The sequence below is a fragment of the Prevotella melaninogenica genome (genome assembly GCF_013267595.1).
GTDB lineage: Bacteria > Bacteroidota > Bacteroidia > Bacteroidales > Bacteroidaceae > Prevotella > Prevotella melaninogenica_D.
Genome location: NZ_CP054011.1, coordinates 1,743,001 through 1,769,892 on the forward strand (window position 1 = coordinate 1,743,001; position 26,892 = coordinate 1,769,892).

Consider the following 26,892-nt stretch of genomic DNA (forward strand, 5'->3'; position numbering starts at 1 on the left):
TAAGAAGATGGTTAGAATGTTAGTTTAATACCACCAGAGATGGTTCTCGTTGGGCTATAGATGGATGTACTACTACCTCCTGAGAAGGAACCACGTGGGTCGAATCCCTTACGCTTACTCCAAAAGTATACGTTGTCAGCAGCCACATAGATGCGTACATTCTCCAATCCAATCTTGCTTACCCATAGCTTAGGTAGGGTGTAGCCAAGGTTGATATTCTGTAAGCTTAGATAGCTACCGCTGATGAGGAAACGGTCGCAGAGAGAACTAACGCTTGGGTCGTCGTATTGCCAACGTGGGATATTGCTGTTTGGATTGTCTACTGACCATGCATTGAGAACGTCTTTATGGATAGTTGCTCCTCCTAAGGTACCACTCGGTGGACCCATAAAACCTGCGTAACCACTGTCGTATGAAAGTCCTCCTAACGAATAAGCGAAGGAGATAGAGAAGTCGAAACCATACGCATTCAGCGTTGTTCCAAAGCCACCATAGAGGTCTGGGTGTGGACTTCCGCATGAGTAATAACTCGCATTACCATATACATCTGTCTTCTTAAGTGTTCCATCGGTATCAGTGTAGTACCACATAGCCTTTCCTTCATTAGAAACACCTGCATAACGAGGCATATACCACTCGTAAATAGGGAGTCCCTCGGCATAGAGTCTATCACCACTACTATAGCCAGGATGCCCATCTACAACGAGATCAGCTTTGAGGACGTCAGCGAGTTTGATGATTTCATTCTTGTAAGTAGTTGCATTCACGTTGACATCCCATGAGATATTTTTAGTTTTTAAGACGGTAGCAGAGAGATCAACCTCCACACCCTTGTTCGTCATATCACCGATATTGTCGTACGTTCCTTTGTAACCAGCAGAGTAAGGAGCAAAGACAAAGCAGAGCATATCAGTTGTTTTCTTATAGAAATACTCAATACTACCACGCAAACGGCTATTGAACAATTCAAAATCGAAGCCTGCATTGAAGTTGTTATTGGTCTCCCAAGTAATATTAGGGTTACCCTTTTCAGACAGAACTAATCCAACCTTATTGTTCGTATTTACGATACTATACGTATCAAGATAGTGGAAATCACCAATATTATCATTACCTTGCTGACCGAAAGAAGCCTTTAGTTTTAACATATTCAACCATTTGAAAGGCTTCATGAAAGGCTCTTTCGTAATAGTCCAAGCACCACCAAAGGAGTAGAAGTTACCCCAACGATGATGAGGATCAAAGCGACTGGAGGCGTCACGACGGAAAGAAAGACTTCCAAAGTACTTCTGATCGTAGTCGTATTGACCACGGAAGAAGAAACCTTCAGACTCATATTCACTATTACCAGACTCTCCTGTGTTATCCATCTTTATTGCTCCAGCAAGAGTTTGGTTGGTAAAGTAGGATGCCATACCAAGTTTTGTACCCCACAAGCTTTCGTAGTTGTAGCGATAGAACTCATGACCAAGGAGCAATTCCATGTGATGATGACCAAAGTCATGGTTGTAATTCACGAGTTGTTGGAAGTTATAAGAGAAGGTTTGATCACTTGTTCTGGTCACAACACCCGTTGGATAAGCCGTATGACTGTATCCATAGAAAGGTTGTTTCGTCTCAGTTGCACGTGAGTTGTTGACGGTCACCGTACCATTAAGGGTAATCTTCAATCCCTCAAGAGGCATGATATTCGCATAGCCATAGAGCGAATACATATTAACTTTCGAACTATTCGTATTCAGAGCATTCTCTTGTAATGGGTTGATGTTAGGTAACGTAGGACGTCTTAGTCCAATAACAGCACCATTACCATAGTCATACATCTGTCCATTCTCATCTGTCATGATGTTCCCTTGCTCATCACGAATGAAGGCAGGATAGATAGGTGCAACATTATTCAACTGATAGAAAAGACCATTATCATCCGATGGTATCACATGGTATTTAGCCCGAGAGAAGTTCATGTTTGTACCCACCTTCAACCATTTGCGTGCTTCATAGTCCGCTTTGGCACGAACGGTAATACGTTCAAAGTCTGAATGATATGCCACACCTTCATTGTTTAAGTAACCCAAAGAAAGGTAGTATTGCATCTTATCGCTACCTCCAGTCAGGTTTATATCATACTCTTTGCGTAATCCGTTACGAAAGGCAAGGCTCTTCCAATCGTCTGGTAGGATAGTATAACGTTTACCATTATGCTCAATAACACGTCCTAATGTGGCATGTGGATTCATACGACCATCTTCCCCAATGAGCTGTTCTCCGTTTGGAACAGTAAATATTGGATATCCCAATCCACCCGCTGCACCAGGTGCAACGAGTTGTTTGTTAGCCTCAATAGTAGCTTGAGCAGGGGTCAATCCGAGTCCTTTCAGTTGATAATTATACAGTGCATTATAGTAAACCTCATAGTATTTAACAGGATCATCGATAGTCTCATAGTAGCGTTTAATACGACTATTCGTACCCCATCTCATATCAACAGAAATATGTGCATTACCAACTTGTGCATGTTTTGTTGTCACCATGATAACACCATTGGCTCCTCGTGCTCCATAGAGTGCAGTAGAAGACGCATCTTTCAATACGGTTACAGATGCCACATCGGCAGGGTTAAGATTGTTCCAACCGCCATCGTAAGGTGCACCATCTACTATAATCAGAGGGCTTTGTCCTGCGCTAATACTACTAAAGCCACGTACACGGATAGAAGGGGTTGAACCAGGTTCTCCGCTGTTGTCTATAATCTGAACACCGGCAGCCTCACCTTTCAAACTACTCATTACGTTATTGACCTGCTTATGTTCAATCTTTTTAGAGTCAACAATGGCAGCAGAGCCTGTAAAAGCCGAACGCTTTTGTTCACCGAAGGCAGTTACAACCACCTCGTCTAACGCAGAGTTGTCGTTAATCATCGTAATCTTCATTGTCGGTTTGGCAGGACCAGTGAAGGTTTTCATACCGACATAAGATACTTCCAACTTAGCACCAGGCTTGATATTGGCGAGTGTAAACTTACCGTCCATGTCTGTTGCTGTAATCAGTTTGCTGTCACCGACTACCTGAACCGTTGCACCGATAATCGTTTCACCTGTTTCGTCGACAACAACACCCGAAGCAGTGAATACTTGTTGGGCAAAGCTGACGATTGCCGACAGCATAAATAAGGTAGAAAATAAGAGTCTTTTCATATTCATAAGTCTGGTCTTTATGTTATTTTCAAGTAAGGTAGTATGTAATAGATAATTATGTCGCAAATATAACTAAAAGTTTCAAACAATCAAATAAAATCATGGAAATAATTTAAAAAAATAATATTTAGTGTCCTTTAGGCTTGTAAGTGTTATTCTTACAAGGAAACTATTAGATGTGGATGTCATCTTTTTACATGGTTAACCCAAATCGGTCATTAGACCACAATATGTATAATTCTTATTATTATGGTATTGTTTCCTAACATGTTTTATTTTCTTATCGGCATCTTGTGTGTCTTTGTAACTTGACGTAGCCCGCTACGCCTGCGTTACAAATCCAAACAATCTGCTCGATAATAAAACAAAATATGTTTAGCCTCTAATGACCGATTTGGGTTAATAAGAGATTGTTTCCATTGCAATGTATTTTATTCTTTAGTCTTATTGTTCGATAATAAAGCAAAATATGTTGAGGCACTAATAATCGATTTGGGTTAAATTAAAGGTTATATGAGAAAATAACATTACCTTTGCCATAGAAACAAACAATCAAGGTGATATGAAATATCTATTGGTATCAGATATCCACGGATGTCTGCCAGCACTGGAGAAGGTGCTACAATTCTATGATCGCGAGCATTGTGACATGCTTTGCATACTTGGAGACATACTTAATTATGGTCCACGTAACTCTATCCCAGAGGGAATAGATGCTAAGGGGATAGTGGAAGCACTAAATAAACGTGCAAATAACATCGTAGCAGTACGTGGAAACTGTGATGCAGAAGTTGATCAGATGCTACTTGATTTCCCTATGATGTCCGACTATTTGATGTTAGTTGATGAGGGACGAAAGATATTCCTAACACATGGACATATCTATAACAAATCCACAATGCCAAAAGGTCATTTCGATGCGATTGTTTATGGGCATACACATCTTTGGGAACTCACCCAGCAGCAGGGTACGCTTGTTTGCAATCTCGGCTCTATCACTTTCCCAAAAGGTGGGAATGTGCCTACCTTCATGACCTATGAGCATGGTGTCTTCACAGCTTACACGCTTGACGGAACACCGCTAAAGCAGGAAAGAATTTAGGGAGAACTTATTAGCCTGATTAGCCTTATTGGGCTAATTAGGCTAATAGGGTCAATTAGCCTAACAAACAATAACCACCTAATTCCCTCCTTATATCAGTCCTTTCTTTCCAAAGAATAGCTTTGAGATGCCCGTGACATCCATCAACCATGTTATGCCAAACGAGCCTGCAATGGCAAATACCACACTTACCACAAGGAAGAACATTCCCGTCGGCTCCACACGAAGCAGCAACGGCTGATAGAATTTGGCAAGAATTGTGAAGATAGGAGAGAAGAGTAAGAGCGGTAAAGTGTTACGTCCGATAAAGAGAAAGAGGTCGCGCAGTGGTTGAGGAATCCCTAACTGATAAATCCACAACAGCGAACCGATAACTAAAAACACCAAACATGCACCTGCAAAAGATGCCTTATCGTAATGGGTTGGGTCGATGCACCATACTACTAAAAGTCCTAATGTCCACCAATGTGCAGGGAAAGCCAGACGGAAATTGCCCACCGCTTGGCGCACAATAGCACCTACAAGGAAGTAGGCTGCATTGGCTATTGAGAGGAGTCCGCAGCCGTAAGAGAGCAACCAAAGGAACAGAGCAAAGAGCGTAAACCTACCTAACAGCACTTGATTTTCCAAGCTCATCATTTTGATAGGCAGTAGTGGTTTCTCTTGTTTCAATACTGATGAAAAACGCCCTTTAGGTCTTCTGAATGCGATATAATAGAAGATACCGCAAATCATCAAGGTATGTAGGTACCAATAAGGTCCCATCGGATGAAGGAAGATATGGTCAATCAGTACTCCTGCCGTTAAGTGGTCAATGTGTTCACGGATAGGAAGTAGTGAAGCCATTACGGTATAGCCGCTCTCCATCACAGCGTATGGAATGAAAATCCAAAGCATAGTTTTCCCCAAAGCAGCCCACGACTTATTCACATTAAACAGATAACCCGACACTAACAGGAAGCCCGGCATGTGGAACGTATAGACCAACTGTTTAGCAACAGGGTAGGTGTCGCCGATATAGGTAAGGTGGAAGGCAATCATCAACGTGATGAAGACGAACTTGAGAAAGTCCAGTTCTTCTATCCTTGCCTTAGGTTTATGCATTTGAATAATCATGGCGACAAAGTTAGGAAATTAGTAGGACACTTCAAAAAGATGTAGTTGTAAAAGAATAATTAGCCTCTTAAATTTCGAGATTTAATAGGTGTTAGCAATTTATTATCATCCTCTGACAAAGAAAACTTTTTCATTTAATACTTCGAAAATCTATAGATAAAGGTTTGAAAAATCATTACATAAATCCGAGTAAAACACCTACAAATAATGATAAAAACACGTATGAAAAGCGAGTTTGTAACAGTCAGGGAATCAGTTGGTTATAAAACTGCATAAGAAAAGGTGCTTAGCTGGACTCCAAAAGGGCGTTAGTAAGGGTCTTAAAGGGCGTCTTTTGCAAGTCAATTAGGCGTCTTTTAGAAGCCAAAAGAGCATGTATTGGTTTTGAATTGTTTGAAAATAGTTTACAAATATCGATGCGAAAGGGGACAATTAAAAGAAAAACTCCATTGCATTGTTCGTTGTGAACGTTTGCAATGGAGTATCTTTTAATCGAATAATCCCGGTTGTAGAGGATTGTCTTGATATGCGTTTCGTCCGAGATGGTCGTAAGCAAGTTGTGTTGCCACACGTCCACGAGGGGTTCGTTTGATAAAACCTTCCATAATAAGGAAAGGTTCGTAAACCTCCTCCACCGTACCAGAATCCTCACCGATAGCAGTGGCAATGGTTGAAACACCTACTGGACCGCCACGGAACTTATCGATAATGGTGAGTAGAATCTTGTTATCTATCTCGTCCAAACCATATTTGTCAATGTTCAACGACTGTAGTGACATCGTAGCGATTTCGGGTGTGATAGTACCATTACCCTTCACCTGTGCGAAGTCGCGTACACGGCGGAGTAGGGCGTTACAGATACGTGGCGTACCACGTGAGCGACGCGCAATTTCATCCGCAGCTTCGTCCACGATAGGCACTTTTAATAGGGTTGCCGAACGCTTGATAATGCGCTTTAAAGTCTCTGGATCATAATACTCCAAATGGAGATTAATACCAAAGCGAGCACGGAGAGGAGCTGTGAGCAGTCCGCTTCGTGTCGTTGCACCAACGAGTGTGAATGGGTTGAGGTCAATCTGGATAGAACGTGCAGACGGTCCCTTATCAATCATAATGTCAATACGGTAGTCCTCCATCGCAGAGTAAAGATACTCCTCTACGACAGGAGAAAGGCGGTGTATCTCGTCAATAAACAAGACGTCGTTAGGCTCTAAGGAGGTGAGGATGCCCGCAAGGTCACCCGGCTTGTCGAGTACCGGACCAGAGGTAATCTTGAAACCAACGCCCAATTCGTTAGCGATAATATTGCTCAACGTCGTCTTACCCAATCCCGGAGGACCGTGTAAGAGGGTGTGGTCGAGCGGTTCGCCACGGAACTTAGCGGCTTCAACAAAGACGCTGAGGTTTTCGACCACCTTCGACTGTCCGCTGAAATCATTAAATTTCAGAGGGCGCAGAGCGTTTTCGAAATCCTTCTCAACCGAGTTCAGCCTTTCTTCATGTATGTCAAAATCTTCTGGCATATTGCTAATTTTCTGCAAAAAGATGCAAGTGGAAGAGTGTGTAGATAATGTCTTTGCACATGGTTAATATATCCGTCAAATGCAGTCTTTTATGGATATATGTGTTGTGCTTCCCTATGAATTGCCGTCTACGACTCTTCTTCTACACCCTCAGGGTATATATTATTTTCTGCAAAGGTACTCTATTTTTTCTGTGCAAGTGCTTTGTTTCGGAAAATTTATCTAAATTTGTAGCGTCATTTCACTCATATCCTTAAATGTATGATTAACAATATTAATAAGAAAGTCCTTTATCGGGAAATCTTAGACTATGTAATGATAGCCGTAGGTATGCTGTCCTACGCTATCGGTTGGATGGTTTTTCTACTACCTAATCACATCGGTAATGGTGGCGTAGCTGGTCTTGCTTCCATTTTGAATTGGGGTCAAGGAATCCCTGTTGCTAACACTTATTTTGTCCTAAACGCAATTCTATTAGCCATTGCACTGAAGGTTTTAGGCTTAAAGTTCTGTATCCGTACTATCTATGGCGTTGTGATGCTGACGGTTATCACAAAGGTTATGGGTTCAGTATTCCCACATCCAGGACTCTTACATGATGAGCCTTTTATGGCAGCAATCATCGGTGCATCGTTTTGTGGTGTTGGATTAGCTTTTGGACTCTCCTATAATGGTAGCTCTGGTGGCTCGGATATCGTCGCAGCGATAGTCAATAAATACCGTGATATTTCTCTTGGACGTGTTATCTTGTTAGTGGATATGACTATCGTAACGGGAAGTTATCTTGTTCTACGTAGTTGGGAGCAGGTTATCTATGGTTATGTAAACTTGATTATCACCTCTTTTGTACTTGACCAAGTTATCAACTCCAGTCGTCGTTCGGTACAGTTCCTTATCATTTCGGAGCGTTATAAAGAGATTTGTGATATGATATCGCAAGACCAACCCCATCGTACCAGTACGATAATCGATGCAAAGGGCTATTATACGGGTAGCGATATAAAGATTGTTATCGTAGTAACTCGCCAACGTGAAGCGTCATATGTCTATCGTATGATTGATGATATCGACCCAGATGCCTTCGTAACACAGAGTCAGGTAATGGGTGTCTTTGGTAAGGGATTCGATAAGTTTAAGGTGAAGAAGAAGTCATCTAATAAGAATAAGCCGAAGGCTACTAATCTGCCTAAGCAATAAAGAGAACAAAGCCGGCTGACACGTGGTTGCGTGTTAGCCGGCTTTGCTTTGTGAGTATTCGGCTTATTAGCCTTATAAGGCCTATTAGCCCAATAAGTCTTATTGCTCTCTTAGCTTTTACTTCATCTTTAGTGCCGCCTTGATACCAGCCTCAACGTCTTTCATATCGGCTGTTGGTTCAAAACGATCGATGACGTGTCCCTGTCTGTCAATGAGGAACTTTGTGAAGTTCCATTTGATACTTGGATCTTTGGCGTAGTCTGGGTTCTCTGCGCGGAACTTCTCATCGAGAAACTTTCCGATGTTGTTATTCATGTCAAAGCCCTTGAATGGCTGTTGAGCCTTTAGGTAAGTGTAAAGCGGTGATTCGTTACGACCATTGACATTAATCTTTGCAAACTGTGGGAAAGTCGTACCATAGTTGCCTGTACAGAAAGTGTGAATGTCACGGAAAGAGCCTGGAGCCTGTGCGCCAAACTGATTACAAGGGAAGTCAAGGATGACAAGTCCTAGGTTCTTATAGGTTTCATAGAGTTTTTGTAATGCCTCATACTGTGGTGTAAATCCACATTTTGTCGCTGTATTAACGATGAGCAGAACCTTACCCTTATAGTCCTTCAACTTGACGGTATGCTCGTTTCCGTCCTTTACACTAAACTTGTAAACATTCTTCTGAGCCATGATTGGCAATGTCATGAGGGCTAAGAAGAGGAGTGATAATAGTTTCTTCATTTGTTTCTTTATTAATATATGCTTTCGTTTTTGCCCCTATGAGAATTTAGGGAATGAAAACTTGGTAGTTTATATGTTCTCTGTTTATTATGAATAGGATTTTATTTCTGTGTGGGAATGCGATGTAATCAGTTCCTTATGATGCTATAATCAGCTTTTTACAATAGCTTAATCAACTCTTTCATACCTTCGCTTGCACCCTTTTTTATATGCGTTAATCGTCCAGAAGCATGTGCGGGCGTATCGTCAGGGTCAATCAGATAGATAGGAGTCCCTGGTCGGGTGTATTGCACAAGACCCGCAGCAGGGTAAACAACCAGCGACGTTCCGATGATAATAAGGATGTCTGCCTGTGCCACAACCTCTGCAGCAGGCTCAATCATTGGGACCGATTCGCCGAAAAAGACAATGAAAGGGCGCAATAGACTACCGTCTTCAGCCAATGCTCCAGGGGCTACTTCGCAGTTGTCTTTAGGTAGTTCCTGTATGTATCGGCTGTCGTAAGGAGTCTTACTTGAGCATACCTTTGTCAGTTCTCCATGTAGATGGATAACCTTTAAAGACCCTGCTTTCTCGTGAAGGTCGTCAACATTTTGCGTAATCACCGTCACATCATAGTCTTTCTCAAGTTCCTTGATAAGGCGATGACCCTCGTTAGGCTTGGCTGCATAGAGCTTTTTGCGTAGATTGTTGTAGAAGTTGTTGACGAGTGTGGGGTTGGCTATCCAGCCTTCGTGCGTTGCTACCTGTTCAACAGGATAATCCTCCCATAATCCATCATTGCCGCGAAAGGTCTTGAAGCCACTCTCTACGGACATTCCAGCACCTGTTAAGAATACGATTTTCTTCATACGTCTGTCTTTTATGAGTTGAGGCTTGAAGGAGATAGACGAGGTTATAGGCATTAATTTCAAAACACTTGCAAATAGAGTTTTGGACAAATGAAGTACTAATAATCTACTTCTTGTTTTTTGTCGATACCTTTAACTTGCACAGTAATCCTCCATTCTCTTTGACAAATTTAGTAATTTTAATCCGATTAATGCAAAACTATACCTTAAAAATAGTATCTTTGCACATTAATTATTAATAATATTAAGAACGATAATGGATAAATTAAGCTATGCACTGGGAATCGGTATCGGTTCACAGCTCGCAGGAATGGGCGCAAAGGAACTGAATATTGACGACTTCGCACAGGCTATTAAGGATGTTATTTCAGGTTCAGAACTGAAAGTTGACAATGCAGAAGCACAGACTCTCGTACAAAACTTCTTCCAAGAGCAGGAGGCTAAGCAGCAGGCTGCAGCCGCTGAGGCTGGTAAGGTAGCAAAGGCTGCTGGTGAGGCTTTCCTTGCAGAGAACGGTAAGAAGGATGGTGTTGTAACCTTACCATCAGGTTTGCAGTATCAGGTGTTGAAAGAAGGCAATGGTAAGAAGCCTTCAGCTACAGACCAGGTAGTATGTCATTATGAGGGAACACTGATTGATGGTACTGTTTTCGACAGTTCTTATCAGCGCAATCAGCCAGCTACTTTCGGCTTGAATCAGGTTATCGCAGGTTGGACAGAGGGTGTACAGCTTATGCAGGAAGGTGCTAAGTATCGCTTCTTCATCCCTTATAACCTTGCATATGGTGAGCGTGGTGCTGGTGCACAGATACCTCCATTCGCAGCACTTATATTCGACGTAGAGTTGATTGAGGTAAAGTAAGAAAGGTGTATAGGCGATAATAGACTGCAATATACGTCCTCTATCGCCTACGCTAACAATATTGCTTAAGAAACTAAACAATTAAAATAATGAAGAAAATTTATTTTTTAGCCGCTATGGCTATCGCAGCTGCAGGCTTCACAGCTTGTGGTAACTCAGCTCCAAAGGAGGATTTGAAGTCTGATGTTGACTCTTTGAGCTATGCTTTCGGTATTGATCAGGGTCAGAGTGTTAAGCAGTATCTCCAGCAGATGCAGATTGATACAGCTTACATCGATGAGTTTATCAAGGGTATGAACGATGGTGCGCAGAATGCTGATGATAAGAAGCGTGCCGCTTACAATGCTGGTATCGGCGTAGGTATGCAGATGAACATGGTTATCAAGAATCAGATTAACCGTCAGATCTTTGGTGAAGACTCTACAAAGTCTGTTTCTTTGGCTAATTTCCTCGCTGGTTTCGCAGCAAGTGCAAAGGGTCATGGTCAGAAGATGACTGTAGAGCAGGCTCGTGAAGTTGAGCAGAAGACTTCAAAGGCTATTCAGATGAAGGCCGCTGAGAAGACTTATGGTGCTAATAAGAAGAAGAGTGACGCTTACATGGCAGCCAACGCTAAGAAGGAAGGTGTGAAGACTATCGGTCAGGGTGTACAGGTTAAGGAACTCAAGGCTGGCTCTGGTGCTACACCAAAGGCTTCTGATGTTGTTAAGATTAACTATGTAGGTAAGACTATCGATGGTAAGGTTTTCGATCAGCGTGATGGTGCAACAATGCCTGTAGGTGGTGTTATCCCAGGTTTCACAGAGGCTTTGACAAAGATGCCTGTTGGTGCTAAGTGGGAGATTACAATTCCTTATACAGCTGGTTATGGTGCTGAACAGCCAAGTCCAGACCTCAAGCCATTCTCAACACTTATCTTTACTGTTGAGTTACTCGGTATCGAGAAGGCTCCAGAAGGTCAGCCAGGTATGCCTCAGGGTATGTCTGCTATGCCACAGGGTAAGCCAGGTATGTAATCAACTAAGGTTTGATAATGGTTCGATGAGTCTTCCTTTCTTATATGGAAGAGCATCAGCTGTAATCCATTTTCACGATGATAGCGAATTATTTTCATGAAAGAAAATCTTTATTGTCGTGAAAATAAATATTTATTCTCATGAAAGTAATTCTTTATTTTCATGAGAATAATTCAGTAATGATACTCTTGTCTTATAGGAAGGGAAGACACATACATACTTCTTAAAGCTTAGTAATATACTTCTTAAAGCTTGGTAATCATCGAATCTACATCCTTTTAATATAGAAAAACCTGTTCTTTAAAAACGACAAAACAATGAAGAAACTTTTAATGCTGGCTCTGCTCGTTGCAGCAGGTTCAGTCTTTAATACTGCAAGTGCGCAGAGTAAGAAGAAAGGAAAGCAGAATGCGAAGTGTTCTGTAGAATGTAAAGAAGGTGCAGTAGTACTGACTTCACCTTCTGATACATTGAGCTATGCTGCAGGTATGTCTATGACACGTGGCTTGGACGACTATCTTGCAAATCAGTTTGGTGTTACTCCTGCACAGATGCCAGACTTCCTGCGTGGCTTGCGTCAGGGTATTGCTAATCGCAAAGACTCTGCTTTTGCTGCTTATGTAGCAGGATTGCTCATCAGTTCACAAGTAGACAAGACCATGTTGCCTAATATTGCATCTAAGTTCGAAGGCACATCGGCTCCAATTAACCCAGATTTGCTTTATAAGGGCTTTGTTGCAGCTTTGGCAAAGGATTCTACTGTCCTCAAGCAGGCTACTGCTGAGCAAATCTTCGAGAAGAAAGAAGTAGAGTTGAAAGCACAGAAAGATGCTGAGATAAAGGCTAAGAATGAAGCTTACTTGGAAGAAAACAAGAAGAAGGAGGGCGTTGCAACATTAGCTGATGGTCTTCAGTATCGTATCATTAAGAAGGGTGATGGAGCTATTCCAACAGCAGATGACCGTGTCCAGGTTATCTATGAGGGTAAGACCATTGACGGAAAGGTATTCGATGCAACTTCACGTCATGGCGTAGAGTTCGATACCTTCAATGTTGGTGGACTCATTAAGGGTTGGACTGAGGCGTTGCAGATGATGCCTGTAGGCTCAAAGTGGGAGATTGTTATCCCACAAAACCTCGCGTATGGTGAGCGTGGTGCAGGTCGTGACATCGGTCCTTTCTCAACACTTATCTTCACTCTTGAGTTGAAAGGCATTGAGGCAGCACCTGAAAAGGAGTCAAAGACAATTGATGCTGCAAAGCTCGTTCCAGCCAAGAAAGCTCCTGTTCAGAAGGCAAAGAAGAATGTAAAAAAGTAAGATAAAAGCAGTGAAATACTGTTCTCTTGCTTAAAATAAAAACAAAATGCGCCCAAGTGGCGCATTTTTTATGTCATTTTGTTGTCTGTTCCATAATTATTCCCTACTTTTGCTCATCATCAATTAAAGTTTTAGAAACATAGAATTAAGAAATAATATCAACCGTAGAACATGGAAAAAGTAGATCGTTTGGACAAGAAAATATTGGGTATCCTCTCGCAGAATGCTCGTATGCCTTTTAAAGATGTTGCTGCCCAGTGTGGCGTTTCACGTGCAGCTATTCACCAGCGCGTACAACATCTCATAGAGCATGGAGTCATAACAGGTAGTGGTTTCGACGTTAATCCTAAGAGTTTAGGCTATACAACCTGTACCTATGTGGGACTAAATCTCGAGCGTGGCTCTATGTATAAGAAGGTTGTTGAACGTATCAGTGCTATTCCAGAGGTGGTTGAATGTCATTTTACAACAGGTCCTTATACAATGCTTGTGAAGCTTTATGCAAAAGACAACGAGCAGTTGATGGACCTTCTTAACAACCAGTTGCAAGGTATCTCTGGTGTCGTATCAACCGAAACACTTATTTCTCTTGAGCAAAGTATCAAGCGTGAGATCCCTATAGCAGAAGAATTGCTCTAAAGAAGTCAACGACAAACCAATCTTTTAAAAAAGAATAAGAATGCAATACGATCTTCAGTCACATCTCGATAAGGTGTATTCAACTTTCCCTGAAGCAAAGCGTAAGCCTATAATTGGTATCACTACCAATTATATGAATGGTGATGCTGCGTTAAGGAATGTCTATTATAAGCAGGTGGTAGCTGCGGGCGGAGTCCCAATGCTTATTCCTCCTGTGGCTGATAAGGATGTGCTTATTAACACCCTCGACCATCTTGACGGTCTTCTCCTTACAGGTGGTGCTGATATCAATCCTCTGTGGCTTGGCGAGGAGCCTTCTCCTAAACTTAATAATATCAATGCTGAGCGTGATTTACCCGAACTGATGCTTATCCGTTTGGCGTTTAATCGTCAGTTGCCTATCCTTGGTATCTGCCGTGGAGCGCAAGCCCTTGCTGTCGCTTTAGGTGGAAAGATACAGCAAGATATCTATGATGAATATATAAGAGAGGAGGAAACGGTTGAAAAGAAACTGAGCAAAGACAAAACGGTAACAACCTATCGTGCTGCTACATTAAAGCATTCACAGGACGCTGAACGCTGTGAAGCTACGCATAGCGTGACCCTTAACAAGTCATCTGTCCTCTATGCGCTCTATAAGGAAGAGCGTCTTATGGTCAATAGCTTCCACCATCAGGCAGTGAAAGACGCTGGAAAGCACTTCCGTGTGACAGCACTTTCACCTGATGGAGTGATTGAAGCCATTGAGAGTAGCGAGTTCAAGCCTATCATGGGAGTGCAATGGCATCCCGAATGGATGGGTGAAGAGGGAGGAAAAATCTTCCAGTGGCTGGTTGGACAATCTAATAACTTCTACCTTGCTAAGCAACTTCATCAGCGCATCTTGACGCTTGATACACACTGTGATACGCCTATGTTCTTCCCACAAGGCGTCAACTTCGATCAGCGTGACTCACGTATTCTCTACGATCTCCATAAGATGACGGAGGGAAGGCAGGATGCTGTGACGATGGCTGCTTACCTTCCACAACCGAAGATAGGTGAGTCTTTCTCGTCAAAGATTGATGTTGAAGGTTTGAAACGCTATAATCCTCACCTCGTTGAGACATTGAATCATCTCTCACCAGCTGTCTATGCCAACCTTATCTTCGACAAAATAGAGGAAATTGTTAAGCAGAACCAACGCTATATCAGTATTGCTCGTACACCTTCCGACCTTTACGAAGATAAGCGCAAGGGACGTAAGAGTATTATGTTTGCTATTGAGAACGGTCTTGCTTTGGAGCATAAGCTTGAGAATGTAAAGCACTTTGCACAGCGTGGTGTGACCTATATAACCCTTTGTCATAATGGTGATAACGATATTTGCGACTCTGCACGAGGTTGCAACACCCACGGAGGAGTAAGTAAGTTTGGCGAAGAGGTCATCAAGGAGATGAACCGTAACGGTATTATGGTCGACTTAAGCCACGGCGGAGAGAAGAGTTTTTATGATGCGTTGGAGATTAGTACGATGCCAATCGTATGTAGTCATTCTAATAGCAAAGCACTCTGTGACGTTCCTCGCAACCTTACCGATGATCAGATGCGAGCGTTGGCAAAGAAGGGCGGTGTGGCTCATATCACAATGTACCAAGGCTTCTTGAAGAAGGGTAGTGAGGCAACAGTGATGGATGCGATAGCCCATCTTGAGCATGCTATCAACATTATGGGTATCGATCATGTAGGTATTGGTACCGATTTTGATGGTGACGGAACCGTACGCGGTATGGCTGATGCGAGCGAAATGATCAACTTCACCCTTCATCTATTGCGTCGTAAGTATAGCGAAAGAGATATTGAAAAGATATGGGGAGGCAACTGGCTGCGTGTAATGGCGCAGGTACAGAGCGTTAGAAAATAAGTAGAAAGAAGGTTTCTCACCAACCCTTTGGGATAGAGTGGGAGAGGATAAGAAAACAATCAATAATGAAAACGAATATAAAAATCTTTTTCGGCTGCCTCTTGGCAGTATCCCTCGCAACCGTAGCCTATGGATGTAAGGGGAAAGCAAGCAACACTGATAATGGTGCTGACACTGTGGCTACAGCAAAACCAGTCGGTCCTACGTTTAATGCCGACTCTGCATACGCCTTTACAGCAGCACAGTGTGACTTCGGACCACGTGTGATGAACTCTGCAGCACATGATAAGTGTGGCAAGTGGATAGTAGAGAAATTCAAGGAGTATGGCTGTGATGTACAGGAGCAGAAAGCCGATCTAAAAGCCTATGACGGTACGGTCTTGAAGTCAACTAATATCATTGCACGTTTTAATCCAGAAGCAAAGAAGCGTATCTTAATCTGTGCGCACTGGGATAGTCGTCCTTGGGCAGACAATGATCCAGACTCTACTAACCACAAGAAGCCTGTTATGGCTGCGAATGATGGTGCCAGTGGAGTGGCTGTAATGCTTGAGTTAGCACGTCAGTTGCAGGCTGATAAGAAGTTAAAAGTAGGTGTTGACTTCGTATGCTTTGATGCTGAAGACTGGGGAATACCACGTTGGGAGACTCGATATCAAGACGATGGCGACTCTTGGGCATTAGGTGCACAATACTACGCAAAGAACTTCCCAACGGCTGTTAAGCCTGAGTTCGGTATTCTTCTCGATATGGTAGGAGGCGAAGGTGCTCAGTTCTATCGTGAGGGAATGTCTATTCAGTTTGCTTCTGATGTCGTAAACCGTGTGTGGGAGGCTGCAAAGGGAGCAGGTTTCGGCTCTTACTTCCCTGATGCTGTTGGTGGCATGGTTACCGACGATCATGTTCCAGTGAACCAGTTTGCAGGTATTCCTACTATTGATATCATTCCTTACTATCCTGATTGTCAGCAAAGCTCTTTCGGCCCAACATGGCATACAGTCAATGACACTATGGAACATATCGATAAGAATACGTTGTTAGCAGTTGGTCAGACCGTCATACAGGTATTGTATACGCTGTAAAATATAAAGTCTCATATAAAGAGGATGTGTTTAAAACAGATACATCCTCTTTTTTGTTTTTGTCCCTTTTTGACGCTCTGACCATGATATAAAAAAAATAGTAGGCATACTATTCCGCACAAAGTGTTTTTATTTTATAACTTCAAAAGTATGGATAAGGTCTTGAAAAATAATTACATAATTTCAAATAAAACATCTATAAATAACGGTAAAAATACAAAAGAGAAGCGGATTTGTAACCAACAGGAAATCAGTTTGTTATAAAGGAGTAATTAAAAAGATGCTTAATTGGACTTCAAAAGGGCGTTAGTAACGTTGCTAAAGGGCACCTTTTGCAAGCCAATTGGGCGTCTTTAAGAAGCCAAAAGAGCATGTATTGGAAGTGAAGTGTATGAAAATAGTTTACAAAAAGCGATCGTGAAAAGATGAATCCGATTATGGGCAGAAACTCTTGCAACCATAATCGGAATTTATTTGGATTGATATTGTGAATCCTATTTCAGACGTTTAGATACGCTTTAACGACTGTTTAACGCCAGAGATAAGTAAGCCCATTTCCGCAGCATTCAGTCCTCTAATTAAGACGTTAGGCTCTCTATACTCCACAGCGTAGTTGGATAAAGCGGGTACACAATGAAAGAAAGGTAAGTCAACCACCTCACCTTTCTTTGTCGTACTTACAAATGTAAGACGAATGTCAGAGAAGTTTTCTTCTTTGTTTTTATATAACTCATTGGGATACATTGGTAGAATGGTATTAACTCCCTCTGTTATAACAAAATTCAAAAGCTTTTCTTTTCCCTCTTTTTCATAACATTGTGGCTCTGCCACATAAGCCTTCGACCATAGGTCAGCCTCCCCTGTCCCTTCTTCATCTAAGAGACATTGTTCATTTTGCTGCGCCTTACGCTTATTCTTGTTAAAGAAATCGAATATACCCATATAGTCTTGCTGTTACTATCTTTATTCGCAAAGTGACTAATTATGTAATAAAAGTAATCGGAAATAGATAAAATTCTATCCCAAAAAGACGTTTGCAAAGATAAAAACTTCGTACAACATAAACACAATTACGTATGTTAAAAAGATTAAACTGTATATACAAATCGGTTTAATCATCGATAAAACATCTAAAAACGGGGCTTAATAAATGTTGTTTTGGTAGTGCTTTCGATAATATCCTACAGCTTATTATCGACAAAACAGATAGAAACACGGAGGCTAACAACATCTTTTTAGTTTATTATGCTGTAGGTTCACACAGAAATGTTTATCTTTGCATTGGGAAAGAATGGTGCCATTGTGGGGCTGTCTGTCCCCACTTCTGATTCATAACAGACATATTAAAACAGTTATAAAAAGCGATAAATGGCACTGAACTATATTTGGATAGGATTCTTCGTAATAGCATTTGTCTTCGGAATTATCTCTCTGTTGATGGGCGATACAACGATATTCGAGAAGATGATGAACTCTACCTTTGATTCATCTAAGAATGCTTTTGAAACATCAATAGGCTTAACAGGAGTCTTGACACTGTGGTTAGGAATCATGAAGATTGGTGAGAAAGCTGGTGTTGTCAATGTTCTTGCACGTATGCTCAGCCCTTTCTTCTCAAAACTCTTCCCTGATATTCCTAAGAATCACCCTGTTATGGGTTCTATCTTTATGAATATAGCATCGAACATGTTAGGACTTGATAATGCAGCTACGCCTACAGGACTGAAGGCGATGGCGCAGATGCAAGAGCTGAACACAAAGAAAGACACGGCAACTAACCCGATGATAATGTTCTTAGTATTGAATACTTCGGGTCTGACGCTCATCCCTACGACCATTCTTGGCTATCGAAGCATGAACGGTGCAGCACAACCTATGGATGTGTTTATCCCAATTCTGTTGGCAACAACGGTAGCAACGATAGCTGGTATTTTCATTACGGCAGCTTGGCAACGTATCAATATTTTCCACCCGACATTGTTTTTGGGGCTTGTTGGTATTATAGGCTTTGTTGGATTGTTAATTTGGGGATTCGGACAGATGGATAAGCAGATGACGAATACGGTGTCATCTGTTGCCTCTAACTTGATTGTCATGTCGATAATCATCCTTTTCATCGTTGTGGCGTTGTTACGGAAAGTGAACGTTTATGACGCTTTCATCGAAGGAGCGAAGGATGGATTCCAAACCGCAGTACGTATCATTCCTTATTTAGTAGCTATCCTTGTGGCTGTAGGAGTGTTCCGTGCTTCGGGTGCAATGGACCTTTTGATACAGGGAATTAAGTGGTGTGTGGAGCAGTGCGGACTTGACACAAGATTCGTAGATGCACTCCCAACTGCTTTTATGAAGCCGCTTTCTGGTAGTGGTGCACGTGGTCTTATGTTGGAATCAATGAAAACTTTTGGTGTTGACTCATTCGTTGGCAGATTGAGTTGTATCTTCCAAGGTTCAACAGATACGACTTTCTATATCTTAGCGGTTTACTTCGGAAGCATCGGTATAAGGTATACACGTCATGCATTAGCTTGTGGATTATTGGCTGATTTAGTTGGTGTAATTGCCGCAATCGCAATCTGCTATATATTCTTTTAGGAGATCATTGAATCTATTAAGCTATTGGGCTATTAGCCCTATAAGCCTTATTAGCCTAATAAGGCAAATAAGCTAAACTACAATACAACAATGGCAAATTTAAAATCACTTGCAAAAGACACTGCTATCTACGGAATGAGCAGTATCATCGGAAGGTTCTTAAACTACCTTCTTGTACCCCTCTATACAGCGAAAATTAGTGCGGCGAGCGGTGGCTATGGTGTTATCACAAACATCTATGCTTATACTGCGTTGCTGTTGGTCGTTTTGACTTATGGAATGGAGACGACTTTCTTCCGTTATGCCAATAAGACTGACCAAGATCCGAAGAAGGTTTACTCTACTACTTTGTCTTTGGTAGGGCTTTCTTCACTGCTATTTATAGCAATGGTCTTCGTCTTCCTGCAGCCTATCTGTGACTTTATGGGTTACTCGGAACATCCCTCATATGTGTGGGTTATGGCTGTCACGGTAGCGATTGATGCCTTTCAGGCTATCCCTTTTGCCTATCTCAGATACAAGAAACGCCCAATTAAGTTTGCTACTTTCAAACTGTTATTCATTGCTTTGAACATCATTTTGAATCTTGTTTACTATCTTATCCTTGACGGACATGAGGTGGGTTATGCCTTCTATATCAACCTTGTATGTACAACGACTATCACCTTCTGCTTCTGGAAAGAGCTAAAAGATGGCTTCTTTGCAGGCGGTAAGCTGCTTGATATGCCTTTGGCAAAGAAGATGTTGTCCTATACTTGGCCAATTCTTTTCCTTGGTATAGCTGGTATTCTTAATCAGACGGCAGGTTATATCATCTTCCCATACGTCTACAAGGACAATGATGCGCATACACAATTGGGTATCTTCGGTGCTGCAAGTAAGATAGCAATGATTATGTCGATGATTACGCAGGCTTTCCGCTATGCCTATGAGCCATTCGTCTTTGGTAAGGCACGCGACAAAGACAATAAGGAAACCTATGCGAGGGCTATGAAGTTCTTTATTATCTTTACGCTTCTTGCCTTCTTGGTGGTAATGGGGTATATGGATATTCTGCGCCATATCATCGGTCGTGACTACTGGGTAGGATTGAAGGTTGTGCCTATCGTGATGGCAGGAGGTATCATGACAGGTGTTTACTTCAACCTTAGTTTCTGGTATAAACTCATTGATAAGACGATTTGGGGTGCCTATTTCTCAGGTATCGGATGTGCTGTAATCATCGGAATCAACGTGATTTTCGTACCAAAATATGGTTATATCGCTTGTGCTTGGGCAGGTTTCATGGGTAATGCAACGGCAATGGTGCTCTCTTATCTTGTCGGTCAGCGTAAGTATCCGATAAACTATCCATTGAAGAGTATCTTTGTTTATCTTCTGATAGCGGGTCTCTTCTTTGCCGTTATCACCTATACTAACGCCAATCTTCCTGTTCCTGCAGCCTTGGGAATCAATACATTGGTTATCATTCTCTTTATAGCTCACGTGCTTTATCACGACTTTCCACTGCAAAAATTACGCAGTCGGTTTGCAAAGAAATAAACAAGTATCATTTAATCAATAATATCATTATGAAGAAATCGACTTTACTTATTGCCGGACTTCTCGCATTGGGTAGTACATCCATGCACGCCGACGAGGGTATGTGGACGCTCTATAACTTGCCAGATGCCGTCTACGAACAAATGGTAGCTGAGGGATTCCAGTTGCCACGCAACATGCTTTATGGCGCACCTAACGCTATTAGCAATTCTGTTATCAACTTCTCTGGCTTCTGCTCAGGTGTTGTTGTATCACCAAATGGTCTTGTCTTCACTAATCATCACTGTGGATTCAGCGCAATTAATGCCCTTTCCACCGTTGAACATGATTATATGAAGGATGGTTTCTATGCAAAAAGCTATGCAGAGGAACTCCCAAGCAAGGACTTGTTTGTGTCTTTTATGAAGAAGCAGGAGGATATTACTCCTCGTGTTAATAAGCTTATTGCAGGTAAGAATGCTGAACAGACAGAGGCGATTATCGATTCTCTTACAAATCATTTGACCGATTCTATCAAGACCATTGATAAGACTTTGCATATCAGTGTTGATGCTTTCTACGAGGGAAATAAGTATTATGCCACTACATATCAGGACTTCCAAGACGTACGTTTGGTGTTCACAGTACCAAAGAGTATGGGTAAGTTCGGTGGTGAAACAGATAACTGGATGTGGCCACGACAGACAAGTGACTTCTCTGTGTTCCGTATTTATGCCGATCCTAAGACCAACGGACCAGCTGCCTACTCAAAGGATAATGTGCCTTATAAGCCAGCTAACTGGGCTCCTGTAAGTCTTCAGGGCTACAAGGATAAGGATTTTGCAATGACAATTGGCTATCCTGGCTCTACTAATCGTTACTTGTCTTCGTTCGGTATACAGCAGCGTCGAGACATTGAAAACACTGTTCGTGTACAAGTTCGTGATATCAAGCTCGCTATTATGAAGAAGTACATGGATAAGAACGAGAAGACTCGTCTCCAATATGAGAACAAGTACGTTACATCAGCTAACTACTGGAAGAACTCTATTGGTATGAATAAATGTATTGATTCCATCGGTTTGATTCGTCAGAAGGCTGAATATGAGGCTAAGATACAGAGATGGTTGGATGAAAAGGCCGTGAAGGACCCTGCTGTAAATGTTGATCTCAAGAAGTTAAGCAACCTTTATAAGGAGAGTGCTGAGCCTGCTTTGGTTCAAGCTTACTGGAACGAGTCATTCTGGAAGGTGTCTGAATTGATTCAGAGAGCCTTGGATATCACCCGTGGTGCTATCGAACCACAGGGGCCTAAGGATGATGAATCAGCACAGTATATACAGTTTAAGGACAATAGTAGCGACTGGAACTTAGCCCTTGATAAGGAAATGACAGCTGCTATGTTGAAGAATTATGCTGAACACGTACCTGCTGCGTATCGTCCAGAAGTATTTAATGTTATCAAAACAAAGTTTGGTAACAATTATAAGAAGTACACTGACTGGCTCTATGCAAATAGTAAACTACTTGTTAAGGACCATAAGTTCTATAATGATGAGAAGACACTCAACGACCCAGGTATACAGCTTGGAGTAGAACTCGTGATGCTCTATCAGCAAGTTATGACCAACTATGTTAGCAAGATAGAAGCTATCGAGCAGGAAGAGAAGAAGCTTTGCGAGGCAAAGGTACAGATGGAGATGGATATGCCACATTACAGTGACGCTAACTTCACGATGCGTATGTCTTATGGTCAGGTCGGTGGTTATATGATTGGTGGCTTTGACAGCAACTACTACACAACTGCTGAGAGTCTTGTTGAGAAGATGAAGTTAGGTAAGAAACTTGAGGATTACAAGGTTGAGCCTATCATGATGGAGCTTATGAGTGCTAAGGACTTCGGTCGTTATGCTGATAAGACAACAGGTAAGATGCAGCTTTGCTTCCTTACTAACAATGATATCACTGGTGGTAACTCAGGTTCTCCAATGTTTGATGGTAAGGGTCGCCTTATTGGTCTTGCTTTCGATGGTAACTGGGATAGCCTTTCAAGTGATATCAACTTCGATCGCAAGCTCGCACGTTGTATTGGTGTTGACATCCGTTTCGTCCTCTACTTGATGGATAAGTGGGGTCACGCTGACCGTCTCTTGAAGGAAATTAACCCACAGTAAGGGTTACTCCTAATATATTAAAATAGGTATGTTCAAGAATGAACATACCTATTTTTCTTTTGAAAAGTAGTATCTTTATGGGTATATTATCAGCTTATTGACTTTTACTGTAAGCATCCTATATTTTTATTTAGATAATAACGAAAAGGGTAATCATTAATATTATTACCAAGAATACATAAGAAAACAGCCCTAACTGATATTCTTTCTTTGTCAGTAATGCCTCTTGTTCTTTCATCTTTCGTTCGGGAAACATACGAAACATTAAGAGGTATAAGGGAACGACAATAACTGCACCTATTAGGTAATCCCCTCCTTTTGAGCCTGTATGCCAAAATTTTAATACACTCTGCATATTTAATAAAGCAATTATTATAAAGAAACAAAGTGTAAACAGTGCGAGAAGGTTTGTCAAGGTAGCAAAATAAGGAATGCTTCTGTTAGACCCTCTCATATTAAAACGGTATAAACTGGCTATGATTTTGTACATAGTTATTGCTGGTAAACTGAGAAACTGCTTTCGTATGAGTGATACCTCACGATATACGATACCGGTAATAGCCTTCTCTCTTCCCCCTTTTAGTTATCGTGTTGAGGCTCCGCACTACTCGTGCTGATGCTCCGCACGAATGGTGCTAATGCTCCGCACGAATGGTGCTGAGGGTTAACACCACTCATGAAGATAGCAATGCGCTATACAATATATGATTGATGTATAGCCAATTTATCGAAAACCTCTCCAATGTTATACGCTAAGTCTCCCTCCCCTTTGGGGAGGGTCGGGGTGGGGTATTTACTTCTTTGGTTTGCGTCTTGCCCATCCTTCTTCAGAGAAGTCTGGTTCATCGCCCTTTAGCTTAGCTGGACTGGATTTCATAAGTTCCTTCCAATCATCTTTCTTGAACTTATGCTGGCCTCCGAAAGGATTCTCATCATACTGGCGACGACCACGGCCTTTGCGCTCACGAGCGTCCTGACGACCTTCGCCACGGCTGCCGTAACCACCACGGCCGCCTGCAGAGCGACCATTGCCACTGGCTGAACGACCATTAGACGAATGACCGTGACCACCTTCTTCTGCATCGTTACAACGCACCTTACGACCTTTATAGGTAGCACCGTCCAGTGACTGCATCACCTTCTGAGCGTCCTGCTCTGGCACTTCGATGTAGCTTTGTTTAGCAAGGAGGTCGATATGTCCTACAGCCTGCTTACCATGCACATTCTTATTGATGAACTGCATCACCTCACCCGGATAGAAACCATCTGCCTTACCGAGATTGATAAAGAGTCGCTTATAACCACTCTCCGCCTTACGTGGACCACGGTTGCGACTTCCTCTGCCTTCACCTCTTGTGCCACGGCTATCCTCACGTGCACTACGTGACGATGGCTTCTCAATCTCCTGAGCATTCTTATAATAGTCAAGGAAGCGACCAAAGGTTGCAGAAACAATCTTCTTGATGACAACCTCCTTATCGATATACTCGAATTGTCGGTTGATATCCTTCATATAAGGTGCAATCTGGTCCTCATCAACGTCTGTCTTCAGGATGTCATCCATTGTCTTAAACAGCTGCTTCTTGCAGATTTCCTCTGGTGAAGGCAGTGTTCCGTCAACAAAGTCCTTACTGATTTCGCGTTCAATATTACGTACCTTATACTTCTCACGTGAGTGAATAATCGAGATTGAAGTACCCTTCTTTCCTGCACGACCCGTACGGCCAGAACGGTGGGTGTAGTTCTCGATATCATCAGGGAGACCATAGTTGATAACGTGTGTCAAGTCGTTCACATCCAATCCACGTGCTGCAACGTCTGTAGCGACGAGAATCTGTGTGAGATGTGAGCGGAACTTCTGCATCGTAAGGTCACGCTGCTGCTGCGAGAGGTCGCCATGCAACGCCTCTGCATTGTATCCGTCCTTAATCAACTTGTCAGCAATCTCCTGTGTCTCAACCTTTGTACGGCAGAATACAATCGCATAAATCTTTGGATAGAAGTCAACCAATCGCTTCAAGGCAAGGTACTTGTCGCGTGCATTCACCATATAATAAATATGGTTTACACTCTCAGCACCCTCGTTACGGCTACCCACTACAATCTCTTTATAGTCATGTAGATAACCCTTTGCAACGCGCTCTACCTCACGACTCATCGTAGCCGAGAACAACAATGTGTTACGATCTTCAGGTACACCGGTCAATATCTCAGTGATACTCTCTTGGAAACCCATGTTCAACATCTCGTCAGCCTCGTCCAAAACAACGTTTCTAACCTTGTCAAGACGAGCCTTACCACGGTGCATAAGGTCAATCAGTCGGCCCGGTGTAGCCACGATAATCTGTACACCATGACGCAACTGGCGAATCTGTGTATCGATAGATGCACCACCATAGACAGCTGCGATATGCAAATGAGGGATATACTTACTGAATTCCTTTAGGTCATCGGCAATCTGCAAGCAAAGTTCACGCGTAGGACTAAGCACGATAGCCTGCGTCTCCTTGCTGCTTGTATCAATACGTTGCAGCAAAGGCAAACCGAATGCAGCCGTCTTACCCGTACCAGTCTGTGCCAGTGCGATGACGTCGTTACGATTACCAAGTAAATAAGGGATTACTTCTTCCTGTACAGGCATTGGATGTTCAAATCCAAGCTCACTAATGGCGCGACGAATCTCTTCGCTCACACCTAACTCTTCAAATGTCTTCAAATTCGTTTGTTTATTATTTATTATCCTATATAAAAGGTAAGCTCACCACCAAACGAACCCACTAAAAAGACACTTGCCTGCGACGGGCTTCAACCAGTCAGTACGCAGACTCTCAGGTGGTATGTTACCTTTAATTGGCTGCAAAGGTACGTTAAGAAGTTGAGATGAGCAAATAAAACTCTTTATAAATCAACGGAATGGAAGAAAAAGAAGGATATAGGGTAGAGGAGGCGATGAGAATTCTAAAAAAAAGTTGATAGATTTTAGTATTTTATCATAAGCTATTAAAAAATACTACGAAAACACCTGTACTGTTATAAAGTCTAAAAGTGTCATCGAATATTCGTGAATTACATTTTTTTTATGTGTTTTTTTTGTAACTTTGCAATGTCAAATAGAAAAATAGTCGTTATTAAAGTTAATTATTTGAGTTAGTACAAGGACACAAAACTTACGTGAGTAAGTTTGATGTTAAATGAAAGGTTTCGCAGTGATGCGAAGCCTTTCTTCTTTTATTCTATATGTAAAGAGGGGACTTCTGTTAAATGCATGGATTGGAAATAGTGTCAAAGCTTACGCATTGGCGTGGTGTGGATATGCTCAAATTAGATGGTTTTACAAATGGAAAAACTGCAAGATAATATGCAATTCGATATTATCTCTATCCGTAATCTTCAAATATCTTATTCTCACTTTATAGCTGCATGTAAATTATTTTCATTTGACTCAAAACCAATACATGCTCTTTTGGCTTCTTAAAGACGCTTAATAGACTTGTAAAAGGTGCCCTTTAGGACCCTTACTAACGCCCTTTTGAAGTCCAATTAAGCACCTTTTACTTTGCTGTTTTATAACCAATTGATTTTCTGTCGGTTATAAGCTTGTCTTTTATTCATGTTTTTATCGTTATTTATAGTTGTTTTGCTTGAGGTTTTGTAATGATTTTTCTGCGCCTTGTCTGTGATTTTGCAGTATTAAACTGAAGGAGTTTTCTATGGCAGAAGATAATCATAGAATAGATCGCTGAGTGTCTTAGCAATGTTGTTTGTTTAATGAGTAACTTCGTTTCTTCCGTTAAGACTATACGAAGTACAATCTACACATTGAACGGAAAATGACCTCCAAAAATGATAAAAGGAGATTAAAAGGAAAAGAAAAGCAAGTTAAGCGATTTAACATCTGATAATTAGCAGACCTAAAATAAATTCGTTTTTATTTGGGTGTTACATATATAATAGGTAAATTTGCACGGATTAATTTTTTCGGGACGCGTGAGAAGGTAAACGTCAAGGCATTCGAGCCTATAAAGAGTTACCACTTTTGGTTCCCAAAGATGTTGGTCAAAACAAT

Annotated in this window: 18 protein-coding genes; 11 read left to right on the plus strand and 7 right to left on the minus strand. The window is 41.8% G+C overall.

Features of this window, described 5'->3' with window-relative positions; translation table 11 throughout:
* Positions 1-11 precede the first annotated feature (11 nt).
* On the minus strand, positions 12-3,200 hold the full coding sequence (locus FIU21_RS12435; RefSeq protein WP_036885734.1) for a SusC/RagA family TonB-linked outer membrane protein: 3,189 nt from the start codon (positions 3,198-3,200) through the stop codon (positions 12-14).
* Positions 3,201-3,756: 556 nt separating this feature from the next.
* On the opposite strand from FIU21_RS12435, the gene yfcE reads away from it, so the two are divergent.
* Entirely contained in the window at positions 3,757-4,296 is a 540-nt protein-coding gene (yfcE, locus tag FIU21_RS12440; RefSeq protein WP_004358858.1) for a phosphodiesterase, read from the plus strand.
* A 90-nt stretch (positions 4,297-4,386) separates the two neighbouring features.
* On the opposite strand, the gene FIU21_RS12445 is transcribed toward yfcE, so the two are convergent.
* Both FIU21_RS12445 and ruvB read right to left on the minus strand, forming a co-directional pair.
* Positions 4,387-5,412 (minus strand): acyltransferase family protein, encoded by a 1,026-nt coding sequence (locus FIU21_RS12445; RefSeq protein ID WP_036885733.1) that lies wholly within the window; start codon positions 5,410-5,412, stop codon positions 4,387-4,389.
* Positions 5,413-5,900: 488 nt separating this feature from the next.
* The gene (gene ruvB, locus FIU21_RS12450; RefSeq protein WP_004358856.1) at positions 5,901-6,935 is read right to left on the minus strand and encodes a Holliday junction branch migration DNA helicase RuvB; all 1,035 of its coding nucleotides are present in this window, start codon (positions 6,933-6,935) and stop codon (positions 5,901-5,903) included.
* Positions 6,936-7,196: 261 nt separating this feature from the next.
* Here ruvB and FIU21_RS12455 point away from each other — a divergent pair, with 261 nt between their 5' ends.
* Positions 7,197-8,132, plus strand: a complete 936-nt coding sequence (locus tag FIU21_RS12455) for a YitT family protein (protein ID WP_004358854.1) — start codon at positions 7,197-7,199, stop codon at positions 8,130-8,132.
* A 117-nt stretch (positions 8,133-8,249) separates the two neighbouring features.
* Here the strand turns inward: FIU21_RS12455 and FIU21_RS12460 are convergent, their stop codons facing one another.
* Entirely contained in the window at positions 8,250-8,864 is a 615-nt protein-coding gene (locus FIU21_RS12460; protein WP_036885732.1) for a glutathione peroxidase, read from the minus strand.
* A 158-nt stretch (positions 8,865-9,022) separates the two neighbouring features.
* A complete protein-coding gene (locus FIU21_RS12465; RefSeq protein WP_004358850.1) occupies positions 9,023-9,715 on the minus strand; it encodes an SIR2 family NAD-dependent protein deacylase in 693 nt (230 codons plus the stop codon).
* Positions 9,716-9,971: 256 nt separating this feature from the next.
* Between FIU21_RS12465 and bamJ (FIU21_RS12470) the strand changes: the two genes are divergently transcribed.
* The 6 genes from bamJ (FIU21_RS12470) (at position 9,972) to FIU21_RS12495 (ending at position 16,536) form a co-directional block, all read left to right on the plus strand.
* Positions 9,972-10,577, plus strand: coding sequence for a BamJ family beta-barrel-assembly machinery protein (gene bamJ / locus FIU21_RS12470; RefSeq protein WP_004358848.1), 606 nt, complete (start codon positions 9,972-9,974; stop codon positions 10,575-10,577).
* An 89-nt stretch (positions 10,578-10,666) separates the two neighbouring features.
* Positions 10,667-11,593: an FKBP-type peptidyl-prolyl cis-trans isomerase gene (locus FIU21_RS12475; protein ID WP_036885731.1), complete on the plus strand. Its 927-nt coding sequence runs from the start codon at positions 10,667-10,669 to the stop codon at positions 11,591-11,593.
* A gap of 317 nt (positions 11,594-11,910) precedes the next feature.
* A complete protein-coding gene (bamJ, locus tag FIU21_RS12480; RefSeq protein WP_036885730.1) occupies positions 11,911-12,912 on the plus strand; it encodes a BamJ family beta-barrel-assembly machinery protein in 1,002 nt (333 codons plus the stop codon).
* A 171-nt stretch (positions 12,913-13,083) separates the two neighbouring features.
* A complete protein-coding gene (locus FIU21_RS12485) occupies positions 13,084-13,551 on the plus strand; it encodes an Lrp/AsnC family transcriptional regulator (RefSeq protein ID WP_004358842.1) in 468 nt (155 codons plus the stop codon).
* Positions 13,552-13,591: 40 nt separating this feature from the next.
* A complete protein-coding gene (locus FIU21_RS12490) occupies positions 13,592-15,454 on the plus strand; it encodes a fused gamma-glutamyl-gamma-aminobutyrate hydrolase/peptidase (RefSeq protein WP_004358840.1) in 1,863 nt (620 codons plus the stop codon).
* Positions 15,455-15,519: 65 nt separating this feature from the next.
* Complete coding sequence (locus tag FIU21_RS12495; protein WP_004358838.1) at positions 15,520-16,536, plus strand: M28 family peptidase; 1,017 nt, start codon at positions 15,520-15,522, stop codon at positions 16,534-16,536.
* Between the two features lie 507 nt (positions 16,537-17,043).
* Here FIU21_RS12495 and FIU21_RS12500 read toward each other — a convergent pair.
* The gene (locus FIU21_RS12500) at positions 17,044-17,478 is read right to left on the minus strand and encodes a DUF4299 family protein (RefSeq protein ID WP_004358836.1); all 435 of its coding nucleotides are present in this window, start codon (positions 17,476-17,478) and stop codon (positions 17,044-17,046) included.
* Positions 17,479-17,904: 426 nt separating this feature from the next.
* Between FIU21_RS12500 and FIU21_RS12505 the strand changes: the two genes are divergently transcribed.
* The 3 genes from FIU21_RS12505 to FIU21_RS12515 all read left to right on the plus strand — a co-directional run bounded on the left by FIU21_RS12505 (position 17,905) and on the right by FIU21_RS12515 (position 22,826).
* Entirely contained in the window at positions 17,905-19,131 is a 1,227-nt protein-coding gene (locus FIU21_RS12505; protein WP_004358832.1) for a nucleoside recognition domain-containing protein, read from the plus strand.
* Between the two features lie 90 nt (positions 19,132-19,221).
* Positions 19,222-20,673 carry an oligosaccharide flippase family protein gene (locus FIU21_RS12510; RefSeq protein ID WP_004358830.1) on the plus strand — a complete coding sequence of 484 codons (1,452 nt, stop codon included), beginning with the start codon at positions 19,222-19,224 and terminating at the stop codon, positions 20,671-20,673.
* A 29-nt stretch (positions 20,674-20,702) separates the two neighbouring features.
* Complete coding sequence (locus FIU21_RS12515; protein ID WP_004358828.1) at positions 20,703-22,826, plus strand: S46 family peptidase; 2,124 nt, start codon at positions 20,703-20,705, stop codon at positions 22,824-22,826.
* 793 nt (positions 22,827-23,619) lie between these two features.
* Here the strand turns inward: FIU21_RS12515 and FIU21_RS12520 are convergent.
* Positions 23,620-25,542 (minus strand): DEAD/DEAH box helicase, encoded by a 1,923-nt coding sequence (locus FIU21_RS12520; RefSeq protein WP_004358823.1) that lies wholly within the window; start codon positions 25,540-25,542, stop codon positions 23,620-23,622.
* Positions 25,543-26,892 lie beyond the last annotated feature (1,350 nt).